Origin of the sequence: Methanoculleus sp. SDB, from assembly GCA_001412355.1 — an archaeon.
GTDB lineage: Archaea > Halobacteriota > Methanomicrobia > Methanomicrobiales > Methanomicrobiaceae > LKUD01.
Map to the genome: position 1 here is coordinate 14191 of LKUD01000023.1, position 16246 is coordinate 30436.

Here is a 16246-nt window from a genome sequence, read left to right on the forward strand (position 1 = left end):
ACATTTGATTTGAGAGTGGATCTGTATCAGATCACCCATCTGTTCACATAAGTATCCCGGATTTAAAAAGAAAATAACGCTTCAAATACGGAAAATGCCAAAAAAAGCGTTTAAATCCTTCCAAGCAGGTCGCGTAAAAATCCCCCGGTATAACTCGCCTTCACCTTGACGATCTGTTCCGGCGTTCCCGTTGCCACGATCTTCCCGCCATCGTCTCCGCCCTCGGGCCCGAGGTCGATGACGTGGTCGGCGGACTTGATGACGTCGAGGTTGTGTTCGATCACCACGACCGTGTTGCCCTTTTCCACGAGGTCGTTGAGGACGGCGATAAGCTTTTTGACATCGTGGAAATGGAGGCCGGTGGTGGGTTCGTCGAGCAGGTACAATGTCCGTCCCGTCGCCCGTTTGGCGAGTTCGCGGGTGATCTTGATCCTCTGCGCCTCGCCGCCCGAGAGCGTCGTCGAGCTCTGGCCGAGCGCGATGTACCCGAGCCCCACCCGGCAGAGGGTCTCCAGCTTCGTCCGGATGGCGGGGATGTTGGCGAAGAGCTCCATCGCCTCCTCCACGCTCATGGCCAGCACGTCGGCGATGGACTTCCCTTTGTACTTCACCTCGAGCGTTTCCCGGTTGTACCGGGTCCCCTTGCACTCCTCGCACTCGACGTAGATGTCGGGAAGGAAGTTCATCTCGATCTTGATCACGCCGTCGCCGCTGCAGGCTTCGCACCGGCCCCCTTTCACGTTGAACGAGAACCTGCCCGGTTTGTACCCGCGGATTTTCGCCTCTTTGATTTCGGCAAACACCTTCCGAATCTCGTCGAAGACCTTCGTGTACGTGGCGGGATTCGACCGCGGCGTCCTCCCGATCGGGCTCTGGTCGATCACGATCACCTTGTCGATCTCCTCGTCGAACCCGAGGTCGTCGTACGCGCCCGGCGTCTCGCGGGACCCGTAGACCTTCCGCATCAGCGCCTTGTAGAGCGTTTCGTAGACGAGCGTCGACTTCCCGCTTCCCGAGACGCCGGTGACGACCGAGAGGAGGCCGATCGGTACGGCGGCATCGATGTTCTTGAGGTTGTTCTCCCGGCAGCCCGTGATGCGGATGAACCCGCCCGCCGTCCGCCGGGTCGCAGGAACGGGAATCGAGAGGGTGCCCGCGAGATACCGGCCGGTGAGCGAGTCGGGGTTCGCGACGATATCCGCCGGCGTGCCCTCGGCGATGATCTCGCCGCCGTGGAGCCCCGCCCCCGGCCCCATGTCCACGACATAGTCGGCATGGCGGATCGTGTCCTCGTCGTGTTCGACGACGATGAGCGTGTTGCCGAGGTCGCGCAGCCGCTGGAGCGTCTCGATCAGTTTGTGGTTGTCGCGCTGGTGCAGCCCGATGGAGGGTTCGTCCAGCACGTAGAGGACGCCCATGAGGTTCGACCCGATCTGGGTCGCGAGGCGGATGCGCTGGGCCTCTCCGCCGGAGAGAGTGCCCGAGTTCCGCGAGAGGGTAAGATACCCGAGCCCGACCTGTTCGAGAAATGCAAGCCTCGATCGGATCTCGCGGAGGACGAGCCGGGCGATCTCCTGCTCCCGGTCGGTGAGCGTCAGGTCCGTAAAGAACCGGATTGCATCGCTGACGGGGAGGGCCGTCACGTCCACGATCGACATCTCCGCGATCTTTACGGCAAGCACCTTCTCCCTGAGCCGCTTCCCCCCGCATGCCGGGCAGGGGGAGATGCGCATGAACTTCTCCAGTTCGCGGCGGCGGTACTCGGACTTCGTCTGGTGGTACAGCCGGTCCGCCTGCGGGAGCAGCCCCTCCCACGCCCCAGTGTAGTTCCAGTTTCCGTCGCCGTTCTTCATCCGCATCGAGAAGCGGATTTTTTCGTCGGAGCCGTACATGAGCGTCCGGTACTGCCGCTCCGAAAGGTCGCGGACCGGCGTGAAGATGTCGAAGCCCGCGTGTTTTGCGACCGCGGCGAGGTACTGGATGCGGTACCCGTCGAGGAAGTTCCGGTACAGCGCCACCGCGCCGTCGGAGATGCTTTTCGCGGTATCGGGGATGATGAGATCGGGATCGAACTCCATCCTGATGCCGAGGCCGTTGCACTCCTCGCAGGCGCCGAACGGGCTGTTGAAGGAGAACATCCGCGGCTGGAGCTCCTCGAACGAGATGCCGCAGACGGGGCATGCCAGCGCCGCCGAAAAGACTTTTTCCGTCCCGTCTTCGGAGAGCGCGATGAGGATGCCGTCCGACCGGGCGATCGCCGTCTCGCATGCCTCGGTGAGGCGCGAGAGTTCGCCGGTGTCCAGCCGGTCGACGACGATCTCGATATCGTGTTTTTTGTACCTCTCGAGGGTCACCGTCTCGTCGGTGCGGCGGATCTCCCCGTTCACCCGGACACGCATATACCCTTCTTTATTGAGGTCGCGGATGAGCTGCTGGTAGGTCCCCTTCTTCTGGCGCACGACGGGTGCGAGGATGGTGACCATGCCGGCGCACTCCGCCGCAATCGAGGCGGCGATCCGGTCGGGGGTCTGCGACTCGATCCTGATGTTGTGAACCGGACAGTGCGGGATGCCGATGCGGGCATAGAGCAGCCTGAGATAGTCGTAGATCTCGGTCACCGTTCCCACCGTCGACCGGGGATTTTTCGAGGTCGTCTTCTGCTCGATCGAGATGGCGGGCGACAACCCGTCGATACTGTCGACGTCGGGCTTGTTCATCAGGCCGAGGAACTGCCGGGCGTACGCGGAGAGCGATTCCACGTACCGCCGCTGCCCTTCGGCATAGATCGTGTCGAACGCAAGCGTCGACTTGCCCGATCCCGAGACGCCGGTGATGACGATGAGGGCGTCGCGGGGAAGCTCGCACGTGATATTTTTCAGGTTATGCTCCCGGGCACCCTTGATGACGATGGTGTTCATTGTTCCGTGCCAGTATAATTGTCCGCCTGACTACATAGAGATACGGACAGTGCATAAAGCATCATTCCCCCTGCCACGTCAGCCCCCGGGGGTTACTTATTTTTACCGGGAGGTTCTCTTTGGAGAGAGGAGGATGCCGATGGAGAACGACGAGCGGACGTGCGCAGTCGGGCAGGCGAGGAATCGTTTGATCCACGAAAAAAGCCCGTATCTTCTGCAGCATGCATGCAACCCCGTTGACTGGTACCCGTGGGGCGACGAGGCGTTTGCCCGTGCCGGACAGGAGAATAAGCCAGTGTTCCTCTCGATCGGCTATTCCACATGCCACTGGTGCCACGTGATGGCGGAGGAGTCCTTCGAGGACGAGGACGTCGCCCGGCTCCTCAACGAATCGTTCGTCTCCATCAAGGTCGATCGCGAGGAACGGCCCGATATCGACCAGATCTACATGCGGGCCTGCCAGGCGATGACGGGGAGGGGCGGGTGGCCGATGACCATCATCATGACGCCCGACCGACGGCCGTTCTTTGCGGCGAGCTACATCCCGAAGGAATCGCGGTTCGGCATGACCGGCCTTCTCGACCTGCTCCCGATGATCCGTGATCTCTGGGAGGGCCGGAAGGATGAGGTGCTCGAATCCGCGGAAAAGATTATCGAAGCGCTCCGGGAATCGTGCCTCCCTCCCGAAGGGATCCTCGACGACGGGATTCTCATGGACGCCTGCTCATTGTTCGAATCGGAATTCGACGAGGTAAACGGAGGCTTCGGATCGGCACCGAAATTTCCCTCCGCCCCGGCCCTCATGTTCCTGCTCAGGATGTGGAAACGGACGTCCGACGACCGGCTTCTCCATATGGTCAGGCACACGATCGAAGCGATACGGCAGGGGGGGATATGGGACCAGGTGGGATTCGGCGTCCACCGGTATGCGAAGGACAGCATGTGGCGTATCCCGCATTTTGAAAAGATGCTCTCCGATCAGGCGCAGCTCGCACTCGCGGCCACCGAGGCATTCCAGGCAACCGGCGGGGCGCTATTCCGGCGCACGGCGCAGGAAATCCTTACCTATGCACTTCGTGATCTGCGAAGCCCCGACGGCGCGTTCTTCACGGCGGAGGACGCCGACAGCGAAGGGGAGGAGGGCCTCTTCTATCTCTGGACCGCGTCGGAACTGGAACAGGTTCTCGCGAAAGAGGATGTTGCCTTCACCGAAGATGTCTTCAACGTGGTGAAGGGGGGCAATTTCACCGACGAATCATCCCGCATGAGGACGGGACGCAACATTCTCTATCTCGACGAGCCCGAAGAGACGCTTGCGGCCCGGTACGGCATGGATATGCCTGGATTCCGGGCACGGGTGGAGGATATCAGTCAGGCGCTCTTTTGCCGGAGGAGCATGCGGGTGCGCCCCCGCCGCGACGAAAAAATCCTCGCGGATCGGAACGGCCTGATGATCGCGGCGCTTGCGACGGCCTCCCGGGCATTTGACAGTCAGGACTATCTCACTGCGGCGGAGACTGCGGCACGATGGCTGCTCGAGGTTCTCAGGGACGGCGACGGGCGGCTCCTCCACCGGTACCGCGAGGGCGAGGCTGCGATCCCCGCGTCGCTTGATGACCATGCCTTCATGATATGGGGGCTCATCGAGCTCTATGAAGCGTCTTTCAAACCGCAGTATCTCAGGCAGGCGATGGAGCTGCTGGCCGACTGCACCGACCGCTTCTGGGATTCGGAAAAGGGCGGTTATTTCTTTACCGCGGACGATGCCGAAGCCCTGATAATGCGGATGAAGGTCAGTGCGGACGGCGAATGGCCGTCCGGAAACGCCGTCATGCTCCAAAACCTTCTCCGCCTCTCCCGCATCACCGGCGATATGGCGTTCGACCAGCGTGCGTCGGACCTTACGGATACATTTTCCGGTGCGGTGATGCAATCGCCGACAACCCATGCTTTCTTTCTCTGCGGCCTTGATTTCGCAAAGGGTCCGACAAAAGAGGTCGTTGTGGTCGGCAGGCGAAACGCCGCCGACACATCCCGCATGGTCGAGGCCCTGCACGCCTCTTTCCTTCCCCGTACGGTCGTCGTGTGTGCGTATGCCGGAGAATCCGAAGAAATCGGCCGCATCGCACCCTATATCCGCGACCTCGAGATGATCGACGCGAGTGCAACGGCTTATGTCTGCTCGAACTTCCGGTGCACCATGCCGACGACCAGCGTCGAGGCGATGGTCGGCCTGCTCCGGCAGATCCAGTAAGGCAACCGCTCCCGGTTACCGCTCCACCGGGAACCCCGCCTGCTGCCACGCGCCCATGCCGCCGAGCAGGTTCCAGACATGGTCATGCCCCGCTTTTTTCAGCAGGCTGGCGGCGGCGTTGCCCTTGAATCCCGCATCGCAGTAGACGACGATCTCGCCCGCCGCCGGGATCTCCGCGATCCTGTCGGGGAGCTCGCCGAGATAGATGTGCCGTGCGCCGGGAATATGTCCCTTCGTCTCCCATGCCTCCAGGGGGCGGACATCCAGCAGGAACGGGGCACCCGACTGGATTTTGTCGCGTGTCGCCGTCGCGTCCAGCAGTCCCACCGACGCCATCGCGCCTCCCGACCTGAACCATGCGGGAAAGCCGTTTGCAAGGTAGCCGATGACATTGTCATACCCGAGCCTGATGAGTGCGCTCACGATATCGTGGAGGCCGTGGTTGTAGTCGTCGATGAGCACGATGGGATCTTCGTACCGGATCAGCCAGCCTGCATAGACCGGCAGGATTTCGCGGGGCAGGCTGAGCGATCCGGGGATGTGTGCGCCGGCAAATCCCGTCAATGACCTGATATCGATCATCTGGACAATCCCGGTGCGGAGCTGTTCCACATCGGCCGGGGAGAGCGCCACGGGTTCGGGAAGATGACGGAGGCGCGGAGCCCCGTTTTTGTTCAGCTCCTCCATCTTCCTGAAATAGGGCGGATAGTAGTGGTGTTCGGTCGATTTCGCCCGGATAAATTCGTCCCGCGTCATGGCCAGCAGCGGATTCGTCTTCTTCTCGAAACCGATGGTGGTGTACTCGCGGTCAGCGATGCTCTTGCCGCAGACCGAACCGGCCCCGTGCGCCGGGCAGACGATCACGCCGTCCCCGAGCGGGAGGATTTTTTCGAAGATGGATTCATAGAGGAGCGTCGACATCCGGGTGCGGTTTTCCGGGCCGTAAAAGTCGGTCCTCCCGGCATCGCCTGCGAGGAGGGCATCGCCCGTGAAGATCATGAGCGGCTCGCTGCCCGGTTTTTCCCGTGCAACGACGGAGAGGCTCTCGTCGGTGTGGCCCGGGGTTTCGAGCACGGTGAGTCCGAGCTCCCCGATCCTGAATTCGTCCCCGTGAAACGCGCTCCTGCCGTATGCGAAATCAAGCTTCGCTCCGTGGTAGATCTCCGCCCCCGAGAGCGAGGCCAGTTCCTGCGAACCGATGACGTAGTCCTCGTTCCGGTGCGTCTCAAAAATATGGGTGATGCGCATATTGTGGGCACGGGCGATATCGAGGTAGACATCGCAGTCCCTGCGTGGGTCGATGACGGCAGCTTCGTTGTTCGAACCGATAAAATACGAGTTGTGAGCGATTCCCGCAGATTTAACCTTTTCAATAAGCACGGTGTCTTCCCCCTGCGTTATACGCGGATGGTTGTATCACCTTATAATCCCTGCCCCGCATCAGGGCCGGCGGAGACTGCCGGGGGCGGTATGGCGGGAGAGAATCCTCTCGCAGGTGCAGTTGTTCCCCAAATGGCAGACGGCGAGTGTCGTGCACCGGATCATGCAGGGGAAGAGCGACCTGTCCGTACCGGTGCCCGCTTCCCCGTACCCGAGGGTGATATGCGGGGAAAACCGTTCGTATGCCGCTTTCTCCGGATAGCCGGTACAGTAGTCGCACGTGAAGGGGGTGACCGCTCCCCCCGGTTCGCGGGCGACCATCTCCGCCGTTGCCCGCGGGAGAAAAAAAGGTTCGGCAGCCCGCATGATTGTCGTATGGAGCTCCAGCAGGCGATTCGTCCGTTCGATGTTCAGGCCCGAGACCCGGTCGCCCGTGCCGGTGGCGACGGTGACAATCTCGTCGGGGAAGATATCGAGGGGAAGTGCGTCTGCCGCGATATCGTCGAGGATGGTGCCGAGGGCGGGCAGATCCTTTTCGGAGACCGCGCCCATGGCCAGCGATATGTGGGGGAGTGCCGTCTCTTTCCCGAGCCGGATCACCGGATTTTCGGACTTTGCATTCATCGTCCTGTTTATCAGGATGGCCGCCTCGAGGACGGCGTCGGGCGGAATAAGGGCGATATCAATTGCAATCCCGTCGGTCATCGGGGATTGATACGCCGTGACGTATGTTCACCGTTTCGTTTCGTCACGCAATCCCCGCCGCAACCGACATCCGGTAAAACAGGAGGGCGTTTGTGATGCTGACGCCTGCGGACGCCATAAAAACCCAGAAAATTCCCGAGGCATCCATGATCGCCCCGAAGATCAGCGGCGCGGTGATCATGCCGATGCTCATCGCGGTGTTGAACGCCCCCATCGCCGCACCCTGCCCCGTTTCGCGCCCGGCGATGGTGACGAACGACGTTGCGGCGGGAAGGGCGATCCCGCTCCCGAAGCCGAAGAAGAGCGCAAGGGCCAGTATCGGAAGGAATCCGTCGAGAAACGGGAGGGTGATGAGCGCAACCGCGTCGATGACGGAACCGATGACAATCAGGCGGACTTTGTTGTGCCTGTCGGCAAGCTTCCCGCAGGAGCGCTGCAGGAAGGCGGTGGAGAGGACGCTCGCGGAGATGACGATGCCGATCTCGGTTGCGGAGAGGCCCTGGTGGATGATGGTGCCGTCGGGCAGGAGTGCGGGTGCCGCCACGAGGAGCGGCACGAAGACCATGAGCGTGCCCCGTCCGAAGGCATGGGCGACGCGGAAAAAGAGCACGGGCCGGAGGATGCGGTTCCTGACGGTCTGCAGCAGCGATGCGCCCTCCGTAAGGCGCTTTCCGGCTTCAGGGAGGAACAGGGCGCAGATGCCGAGTGCAAAGGCTGAAAATACCGCCATCGAGAGGAACACGGCATCCATGCCCGCCATATCCAGGATCACGCCGCCGAGGAGCGGCCCGACGCCCATCCCGAGAAAGAGCGAGACCATGAAGGTGCCCATGTATTTTCCCTCCCTGCCTTCGGGCGAGAAGTCGGCCGCGTAGGCCATCGCGACCGGGATGACCATTGCGGAGGCGAATCCGTGGAGCATCCTGACCAGCGTGAGGGTTTCGACACTGGTCGCGGAGATGTAGGCGACCGAGACCAGCGTGTAGAGAAGCAGGCCGGCGAGCAGGAACAGGCGCCGTCCCTTCCGGTCGGAGAGCCTCCCGATGACCGGCATGAAGACCGCCCGCGACACGGCGAACCCGGAGAAGATGATCCCGATCCAGAGTCCGGTCGCACCGAGGCTCTCCGCATAGAACGGCAGCAGCGGCACGATGATGCCGAGGCCGAGCGTAGCGGAGAAGACCGAGGCGAAGAGGACGGAAAAAATCCTCTCCGGCGACGATCTGCGTCTGCCGGTGCGATGGTCGCGGGGTGCCGGGGGGGTCATCGTGGTCGTTCCTCGGGTCGAATCAGTATTTCGGCGGAGGGGGTAAAATGCAGGGAGCGGGAGGCACGGTCCCTGTCACCGACCGCCGTGAGAATGATGCCCGGATCGCAGAGCGCGGAAGGCGGTTCCCGGCCGAACCAGTTTCCTCCGCTGTACTTCTCCCCCAAAAGGCCGGGCGGGGACCGGTAGCATTCGAGATGGAGCATGGCGGTGAATCCGGACCTGACGAGCGTTCTGATATACGCGGGAGCGGTGCCGGTCACCCGGCCGGGATCGATCACGCTGCCGATATGCCCGAGGCACTCCCCTTCACGGACGGCGTCGCCCTTCCTGACCGTGATATCGGCCAGCTCCGCGTACCGGGCGATACAGATCCCCTGATGGTCGACGAGCACGAACCATGTCCTGTTCCAGTAGGGGACCCATGCGGGATCGGTCTGGACACCGGTTTCGATGACGGTCCCGTCCGCGATTGCCACGACCGTACTGCCCGCCGGTGCATGGATGTCGATCCCGCAATGGAGGCGGTCGCCGCGATCTTCCCAAAACGAGCCGGGTTCGCCCTTTTCCGGCGGGGTTTTCGCGGGGCTGTCCGGAACCGGCCATGTGACCATGATCAGTAATTGCGTTTCTCTCCGAAAAAAAGTCCGCAAAGGTTATCCCCCGTCGCCGCCGGATGATGGTTTGGTGATTGCGATGATCCTCGGAATTCTCTCCGATACCCATGACCACCTTCCGCTCGTCCGGACGGCGGTCAGGTTCATGAATGCGGAGGCGGTCGGCCTCGTCCTCCACGCAGGCGATTTCGTCTCGCCGTTTGTCATCCCCGAGCTCGCGAACCTCTCCATGCCGGTGATCGGCGTGTTCGGGAACAACGACGGTGACCGGGCGCTTCTGCTGGCGAAATGCGCCGCGGCCGGAAACGTGGATATCCGCGGGTACTTCGCAGAGATCGATGCGGACGGATTCTCCGTAGCGCTCTACCACGGGCATGAACCCGCGCTGCTCGACGCGCTCGTCAAAAGCGGCGCATTCGACGCCGTTGTCCACGGCCATACGCATGAGGCGGGGAGTTTTCGGGCGGGCGGCACCCTCGTCGTCAACCCCGGGGAAGCGTGCGGGTACCTGACCGGACAGGCGACGGCCGCGCTGCTCGACACCGATGCCCGGACGGCACGCATCGTGCGCCTTTAGCGGCACCCGTTCAGTCGAGATACTTCCCGGGCTCCGCCTCGAAGGCGGTCTTACATCCCGGCCCGCAGAAGAAGTATTTCTTCCCTTTGTAGATGGTCGTGAATTTCGCCGTCTCTTCGTCGACTTCCATTTTGCATACGGGATCGATTGCAATCTTCTTCATGGACGCTGTCTCCTTCCGCGGCAGTCCGGCCGCAGTGATCTCTTCTTTTCGCACCGGGGGTATATAGGTCCTGAGCATCAGCGAGAGCGATACGACCGTCACCGAGGAGAGTGCCATCGCGAGCCCGGCGAGTTCCGGCCGGAAGGCGATGCCGAAGAAGGGATACAGGACACCCGCCGCGACCGGGATGAGGGCCGTGTTGTAGGCAAACGCCCAGAAGAGGTTCTGGCGGATGCGGCCCATCACCTTCCCGGAGAGCTGGATCGCCGCGACGACGTCCCGGAGGTCGTCGTGGATGAGCACGATGTCGCCGCTTTCGATCGCCACATCCGTGCCGCTCCCGATCGCGATGCCCACATCCGCCTGCGCCAGCGCCGGGGCGTCGTTGATGCCGTCGCCGACAAACGCCACCGTCTCCCCGCCCTGCTGGAGGCTTTTCACCTCTCTCGCCTTCTCGTCGGGCAGCACTTCGGCAATCACGCGGTCGATGCCCGCCTCGCGGCCGATGGCAATCGCGGTCCGTGCATTGTCGCCCGTGAGCATCACGACCCCAAGCCCCATCGCCCGGAGCGCCGCGATGGCGGGAGGCGTGGTCTCCTTCAGGGTGTCGGCGATGGCGATGATCCCCACGATCTCGCCGGAGAGGGCGACGAGCACGACGGTCTTCCCCTCCTTCTCGCGCATTTTGATCACCTGCTCGAGGCTGACGGGACTGGGGATCTCCTGGTCGGACATGAGCATCCTGTTGCCGATGAGCACCTGCCTGCCCCCGACGATCGCAGCGACGCCTTTTCCCCCGAAGGTGTCGAACCCGGTGGCTTCCCCCGGTTCGATTCCCTCCATCGCCGCCTTCGCGACGATCGCCTCGGCGAGCGGGTGCCGGGATCCGTGCTCGACGGTTGCCGCAATCCCGAGCAGGGCGCGATCGCCGATGCCGAAGGTCACGATATCGGTGACCTCCGGCTTTCCGCGTGTCAGCGTGCCGGTCTTGTCGAAGACCACCGTTGTGAGGCGTTCTGCGACTTCAAGCGCTTCGCCGTTCTTGATCAGCGTTCCGAGCTCGGCTCCGCGGCCCACCCCCACGGTGACCGCCGTGGGCGTGGCCAGCCCGAGGGCACAGGGGCAGGCGACCACGAGGATGGAGATAAGCACCGTCAGCGAGAAGAGCAGGGTGCCGCCGAGGAGGAAGTACCAGGCCGCGAATGCGGCGATCGCGATGGTGAGCACCACCGGGATGAAATACGACACGGCGGTGTCCGCGATCCGCTGGACGGGCGGTTTCGAGCCCTGCGCCGCCTCGACGAGCCGGATGATCTGCGCGAGCACCGTGTCTTTGCCGATCTTCGTCGACCTGACCTCAAGCACGCTGTTCTGGTTGATGGTCCCGCCGACGACCGACGCGCCTTCCCTCTTGAATACCGGGATGGGTTCGCCGGTGATCATCGATTCGTCCACCGAGCTTTCGCCCTTCACCACCTCGCCGTCGACCGGGACCTTTTCGCCGGGACGGATGATCACGACATCCCCCACGGCGAGGTCCCCGACCGAAACCTCCGTCTCCTCCCCGTCCTTAAGGACGGTGGCGGATTTCGCCTGCAGGCCGATGAGCTTTTTAATCGCGTCCGACGTCCGCCCCTTCGCCCGCGCCTCGAGATACCGCCCGAGCGTGAGGAATGCCGCGAGCATCACCGCGGTCTCGTAGAACATGAAGTTCTGCGTCAGGACGACCTGAAACGTGCCGAGCACCGAGGAGCCGTATGCCACCCCGATGCCCATGGAGTACATGACGTCCATGTTCAGGGTGCCGTTCTTCATCGCCCGGTACCCCGCAAGGAAGATCGGGTACGCGAGGTAGAGGAATGCGGGGGTTGCGATGACGAACATGAACCACGGGAGCGGAACGGGTGTCGGAATGCCGAGGAGCATGATCGCCATCAGCGGAAGCGAGACGCCGAATCCCACGATGATCCGCCGCATCTTGTCGCGGAGGTCCTCTTCGTAGGCGTTCCGTTCGAGGTCTTCGGTATCCTCCCCCTCGATGCCGAGGTACCGGTACCCCGCCCCCTCGATGGCGGTGCGCATCTCCCCGACGGCGGTCACCCGGGGATTGTAGACAACGTATGCCCGCTCCGACCCTAGGTTCACCGTGGCGGATACGACTCCTTCGAGCTTTCCGAGGGCTTTTTCCACCGTCATGACACAGGTGGCGCAGGTCATCCCGCCGACCTTGATCGTCACCTGATCGTTCGCGATTCCGTATCCCGACTCCTCGACCGCTTTTTCCAGGTCTGAGAGGGTGACACGGCCGGGATCATACTCGACCGTCGCCGTATCGCCCGCATAGTTCACCCGGGCGCCCGCGACGCCGTCGAGCTTTGCGAGTGCTTTTTCGATCGTGACGGCACAGGTGGCGCAGTGCATGCCGGTGACTTTCAGGTCCGCGGTCCGGGCCGTGCCGGGTGCGGTATCGGGGGCTTGTGCCTGTTCGCCGGGGGATTGCCCGCCCCCGGTATTCTCCTGCCGCTCATCGTCCGTCCGGCTCTCCTGCCGGTGCCCGTCGTCGTCCATCGCACGTTCCTCCGGGCGCATCCGGCCGGATAACGGCCCGCGGTCGCCCTTCAGTGTTTAGTGTGCAGTAATCCGGATTCGTATAAAATGCTATCTCCGGCACCATGTGCGGTGATTTTCCGGGAAGGGGACGCACACGGGGCTGAGGGCCGCATACCCGCACTGCCGGTGACGGCAGCGATCCCTGCCCGGCGGGACGGTCGTGTCCCCGTGCATCGGCCGGCGGGACGATAGTCCCATAACTGTAGCAACCCAATACAGGAGCAATGACCGGCGACATTACCCCCCGCCTGCGTGCGCTGGGCCTCAACGAATACGAGACAAAAGTCTATTCGACGCTGGTGGGCCTCCGGAAAGCCACCGCACGCAACATCCACGAAGTGAGCGGCGTCCCACGGGGGCGCATCTATGAAATCCTGCACGATCTTGTCCAGCGCGGCTTCATCGGCGTCGAGGAGGGATCCCCCAATGCCTATTACTGCCTTGACATCGATCCAATGATCGATCGTATCAAGGCGGACACCGTTGCCGCTCTCGAGGAGACGCGGGCCGCCCTGAAAAGCCTCGAGATGGAGCCCCTGACCTCTTCCACGCCGTGGTTCGCCCTCAAGAGCGACTGGGCGATTGAAAACCATTTCCAGGGCATTTTCCGCAAGGTACAGGATGAGCTCGTCGTGATGTGCAACGATCCCGCATTTCTCCGCACCCACCAGCACCTCTTCAAACAGCTCCGGCGGCGGATCAACCTGTACGTGGTGGTGCTCGACCGCGAGCCCTTCGCCGGCATCAGCCTGCCCGTGTACGAAGCCCGCGGCATTCTCAGGGAGATGCTGGAAACGCCGGGGGGCAGGCGCGAGGAAATGAATATGGCGTGTGCTTTTTTTATCGACGGAAAAGAGATCTTTGCCATCGGGAACCGGGGCACCGAACGGTTTGCATTTATCGGCACCACGACCCCCCTTGTCCGCTATCTCTCCCGAAGCATCGTCGAGCACCTCGAGAAATAACCGTACAAAAAAGACGGTCCCTCCTCGGGGGTGCATTACCCGCCGGCGCTGCCGGGGTGCGGGGAGACCTTCTCCGCACCGGTAAACCGGTACATGAGCGATATCACCGCCGGCATAATGCAGATGGCGCCTATCAGAGAGAAGGCCACCGTGATCACCGTGACCAGACCGAAGTTGGCGATCATGTTGAAGGCCGAGAGGATGAGGGCCGAGAACCCGAAGACCGTGGTCAGGCCGGAGACGGTGATTGCCGTGCCGATCTTCTGCACGCTGGCCTGGATCGCCTCGTAGATGTCCAGCCCCTTTGCCCGCTCCTCCTCGCAGCGCTCCATGATGAGAATGGTATATTCCGAGGCCACCCCGATGCTCATCGAGCCGAGCACGGCGGTGAGCGGGGAATAGTCGAGGCCGAAGAGGTACATGATCGCCCCGTTCCAGCCCACGATGAAGACGATGGGGATGAGCGGGGAGACCGCGCCGATCCTGCGGTAGACCAGCAGCAGGAAGGCAAGAATGAAGGCGAACCCGGTGATGGTCATCGAGGTCTTGGACATCCTGATATCGTCCATAAGAGCGGCGAACATCTCCATCGTTCCCGTGACGCTCGCGGTGACCCCCGCCGGCTGCTCGTTCCACGCCAGGTCCCGTGCCATGTCCTTGACAAAGGACTGGGTGACATCCATCTCCATATCCACCGTCGAAAACTCCATCACCGCCTCCATGTTGCCGTTCAGGTAGCGATCCCGGGTGGCCTCCGGGATGAGCTCCATGACCGCTGCGACCTCCGCCTCGTTTGACGGCATCGTACCGCCGTTATACTGCGCGAGCAGCGTGGCGATGCTCGTAACGCCGGTGATCCTGTCATCCCGCAGCTCGTAGTCCCCGAAGTCGCGTATCCAGGTGAGGGTCTCGCCGTCAAGCACATTGTCCGCCGATACGAGCACGGGGATGGACGAGGTCGACCCCATGGTCCGGGTGATCTTCTTCATATCCAGCAGCGCCGGCATATCCGAGGGCACGAAGGTCTCCTCGTCGGCATTGACCGGCACCTGCATATCGAGCTGCAGACCGGTGATGGCGATAAGGCCGCAGAAAAGGATGACGGGCATCGGGTGCTTTGCGATGGCGTACGCAAGCCTGCCCAGCAGGATGTCGTACTTCTCGATGAGCGACCCGCGGCTCGGATCGGCATGCTGCGGCGTCTCCTCGCAGCCTTTCCAGTCGAGTTCGCAGGAGGCGACATCATCCATGACGCCCCGATGCTCCTTCGGGCGGTACTGCATGATGAGGGCGAAGGCCGGAACAATGACCAGAGCGGCGATGAAGCAGCAGACGACACCGATGGTGCATGTAATCCCGAAATCGGCCACCATGGGGACCGGAGCGAAGAGCATGGCGATAAAGCCCATCGATGTCGCGCCCATGGCGATGAGGACGGACGGACCCGCCTGCGCAACGGTTGCGGTGACCGCTTCGGCAAGGCTCGCGTGTCGGACGGTCTCGTCGAGGCGGGAGTGGAACTGGATGGCGTAGTCGATGCCGATGCCGATCAGCACGGGAAACGCGCCGATCACCGTCATGCTGATAGGTATCCCGGCGATGCCCATGAACCCGAAGGTCAGGATGAGGCCGACCGCCACCACCGCGACGGGGAGGAGGCGGTAGCGGACGTGGGAGAAGAGGAGCATCACCGCAAGCACCATCAGGAGCATTGCGGCGGCAATCAGCATACCCATCGATGTACCCATCTCCTCCTGCATCTCCATCTGGAATGCCGGGGTTCCCGAGAGCGTGACGGAAAGGCCGGGCGGGGGATCGGTGATGCGGATCAGTGCCTTGATGCTGGTGAGCACCTGGTTCTGGACATCGCCGGAAACACCGGGATCGAGGGTGATGGCGGTGATGGTCATCAGCTGCGAGGGCAGGTAGCGTTCCAGCACGCCGGGAGGGGTGTTCTCCGTAATCCGGGAGATATCGGCCTGTGACGCCGGCAGCACGCCGCCGTTGGCCTGCTTCATCAGGGTGACGATCCCGGTTACGCTCCCGATATAGCGCTCGTTCCTGATATCCTGCTCGATCGTGTCGATGTACGCCAGCACCTCCGGGTTGATGACGTCATCGGTCTCGAAGAGGATCATGATGGCATCGGAGCCGTAGGTATCCTTGTAATGGTTGAGGAGCGCTCCCCGGGTGGTGCCCTTGTCGATGTAGGTGTCGTCGCCGGTCTCCATGGAGAGCATCGTCGTTCCGAAGAGAGCGATGACAAAGATGGCGGCCGCCAGGCCGGTGACGGTGTACGGGTGGCGGTTAATGGTGCGGGCGAGCCAGTCGAAGCCTGAATTCATGCGTGGCCACTCCGGTGTACAGAGTGGTGGTGCGGTTCCGCGTACTCGTCGATGACGGCGTCTGCCACATCGCGGGCGATGGCTTCGTCCGTCCTCTCCGCCGTGCTGATGCCGAACTGCCGTGCGGCCCGTGCGAGCAGTCCGGGATCGGTGATACGGACCCGGGTATCGTCGCAGGGCGCCCGTGCGAGCGACAGTGCCAGCATGGCCGCCGCAGAGTAATCTCCCATTCCAAGGCGGTGGAGGAGTTCGACCAGACCGCGGTGGCGGAGCGGGGGCGTGAAGCCGGCTTCCTCCCATATCCGGCCGGTTTCCCAGTCATCCCTGTTCGCCGGTGCGATGCGGCGAGAATCTGCATACAGTTGTGTCATAACGGTTCCCCGGAAGTGTACTGGAAAGGTGGCTGCCGCGCAGCTTTAAAGCTGATGCAACTCATTAGAGGAGC

The 16246-nt window shown here is 62.5% G+C and carries 11 protein-coding genes; 3 read left to right on the forward strand and 8 right to left on the reverse strand.

Annotated elements, in window-relative coordinates:
- Positions 1-110: 110 nt before the first annotated feature.
- Positions 111-2918, reverse strand: a complete 2808-nt coding sequence (locus APR53_07990) for an ABC-ATPase UvrA (GenBank protein KQC05318.1) — start codon at positions 2916-2918, stop codon at positions 111-113.
- 139 nt (positions 2919-3057) lie between these two features.
- Between APR53_07990 and APR53_07995 the strand changes: the two genes are divergently transcribed.
- Entirely contained in the window at positions 3058-5172 is a 2115-nt protein-coding gene (locus APR53_07995) for a hypothetical protein (GenBank protein KQC05343.1), read from the forward strand.
- Positions 5173-5187: 15 nt separating this feature from the next.
- On the opposite strand, the gene APR53_08000 is transcribed toward APR53_07995, so the two are convergent.
- From APR53_08000 to APR53_08015, 4 genes are read right to left on the reverse strand one after another with little or no spacing between them, the layout of a single operon-like run.
- Positions 5188-6552: an MBL fold metallo-hydrolase gene (locus APR53_08000; GenBank protein ID KQC05319.1), complete on the reverse strand. Its 1365-nt coding sequence runs from the start codon at positions 6550-6552 to the stop codon at positions 5188-5190.
- A gap of 60 nt (positions 6553-6612) precedes the next feature.
- On the reverse strand, positions 6613-7257 hold the full coding sequence (locus APR53_08005) for a hypothetical protein (protein ID KQC05320.1): 645 nt from the start codon (positions 7255-7257) through the stop codon (positions 6613-6615).
- Positions 7258-7300: 43 nt separating this feature from the next.
- Positions 7301-8464, reverse strand: a complete 1164-nt coding sequence (locus APR53_08010; protein KQC05344.1) for an MFS transporter — start codon at positions 8462-8464, stop codon at positions 7301-7303.
- 56 nt (positions 8465-8520) lie between these two features.
- Positions 8521-9138 carry a hypothetical protein gene (locus APR53_08015; GenBank protein ID KQC05321.1) on the reverse strand — a complete coding sequence of 206 codons (618 nt, stop codon included), beginning with the start codon at positions 9136-9138 and terminating at the stop codon, positions 8521-8523.
- A gap of 82 nt (positions 9139-9220) precedes the next feature.
- On the opposite strand from APR53_08015, the gene APR53_08020 reads away from it, so the two are divergent.
- Complete coding sequence (locus APR53_08020; GenBank protein ID KQC05345.1) at positions 9221-9718, forward strand: phosphodiesterase; 498 nt, start codon at positions 9221-9223, stop codon at positions 9716-9718.
- Positions 9719-9728: 10 nt separating this feature from the next.
- On the opposite strand, the gene APR53_08025 is transcribed toward APR53_08020, so the two are convergent.
- Entirely contained in the window at positions 9729-12317 is a 2589-nt protein-coding gene (locus APR53_08025; protein ID KQC05346.1) for an ATPase P, read from the reverse strand.
- Positions 12318-12715: 398 nt separating this feature from the next.
- Between APR53_08025 and APR53_08030 the strand changes: the two genes are divergently transcribed.
- Entirely contained in the window at positions 12716-13456 is a 741-nt protein-coding gene (locus APR53_08030) for a TrmB family transcriptional regulator (protein ID KQC05322.1), read from the forward strand.
- Positions 13457-13491: 35 nt separating this feature from the next.
- Here APR53_08030 and APR53_08035 read toward each other — a convergent pair whose 3' ends face one another.
- Together APR53_08035 and APR53_08040 are read right to left on the reverse strand one after the other, a co-directional pair.
- Positions 13492-15801, reverse strand: coding sequence for a hydrogenase expression protein HypA (locus APR53_08035; protein ID KQC05323.1), 2310 nt, complete (start codon positions 15799-15801; stop codon positions 13492-13494).
- Complete coding sequence (locus tag APR53_08040; protein ID KQC05324.1) at positions 15798-16172, reverse strand: hypothetical protein; 375 nt, start codon at positions 16170-16172, stop codon at positions 15798-15800. Before APR53_08040 ends, APR53_08035 begins: the two co-directional genes overlap by 4 nt.
- Positions 16173-16246 lie beyond the last annotated feature (74 nt).

Bases quoted from the DNA above. Each gene is read 5' to 3' on its own strand.
- APR53_08040 (KQC05324.1), bottom strand. From the start codon at position 16,172: ATGACACAACTGTATGCAGATTCTCGCCGCATCGCACCGGCGAACAGG.
- APR53_08005 (KQC05320.1), bottom strand. From the start codon at position 7,257: ATGACCGACGGGATTGCAATTGATATCGCCCTTATTCCGCCCGACGCC.
- APR53_08030 (KQC05322.1), top strand. From the start codon at position 12,716: ATGACCGGCGACATTACCCCCCGCCTGCGTGCGCTGGGCCTCAACGAA.
- APR53_07990 (KQC05318.1), bottom strand. From the start codon at position 2,918: ATGAACACCATCGTCATCAAGGGTGCCCGGGAGCATAACCTGAAAAAT.
- APR53_08020 (KQC05345.1), top strand. From the start codon at position 9,221: ATGATCCTCGGAATTCTCTCCGATACCCATGACCACCTTCCGCTCGTC.
- APR53_08035 (KQC05323.1), bottom strand. From the start codon at position 15,801: ATGAATTCAGGCTTCGACTGGCTCGCCCGCACCATTAACCGCCACCCG.
- APR53_08015 (KQC05321.1), bottom strand. From the start codon at position 9,138: ATGGTCACATGGCCGGTTCCGGACAGCCCCGCGAAAACCCCGCCGGAA.
- APR53_07995 (KQC05343.1), top strand. From the start codon at position 3,058: ATGGAGAACGACGAGCGGACGTGCGCAGTCGGGCAGGCGAGGAATCGT.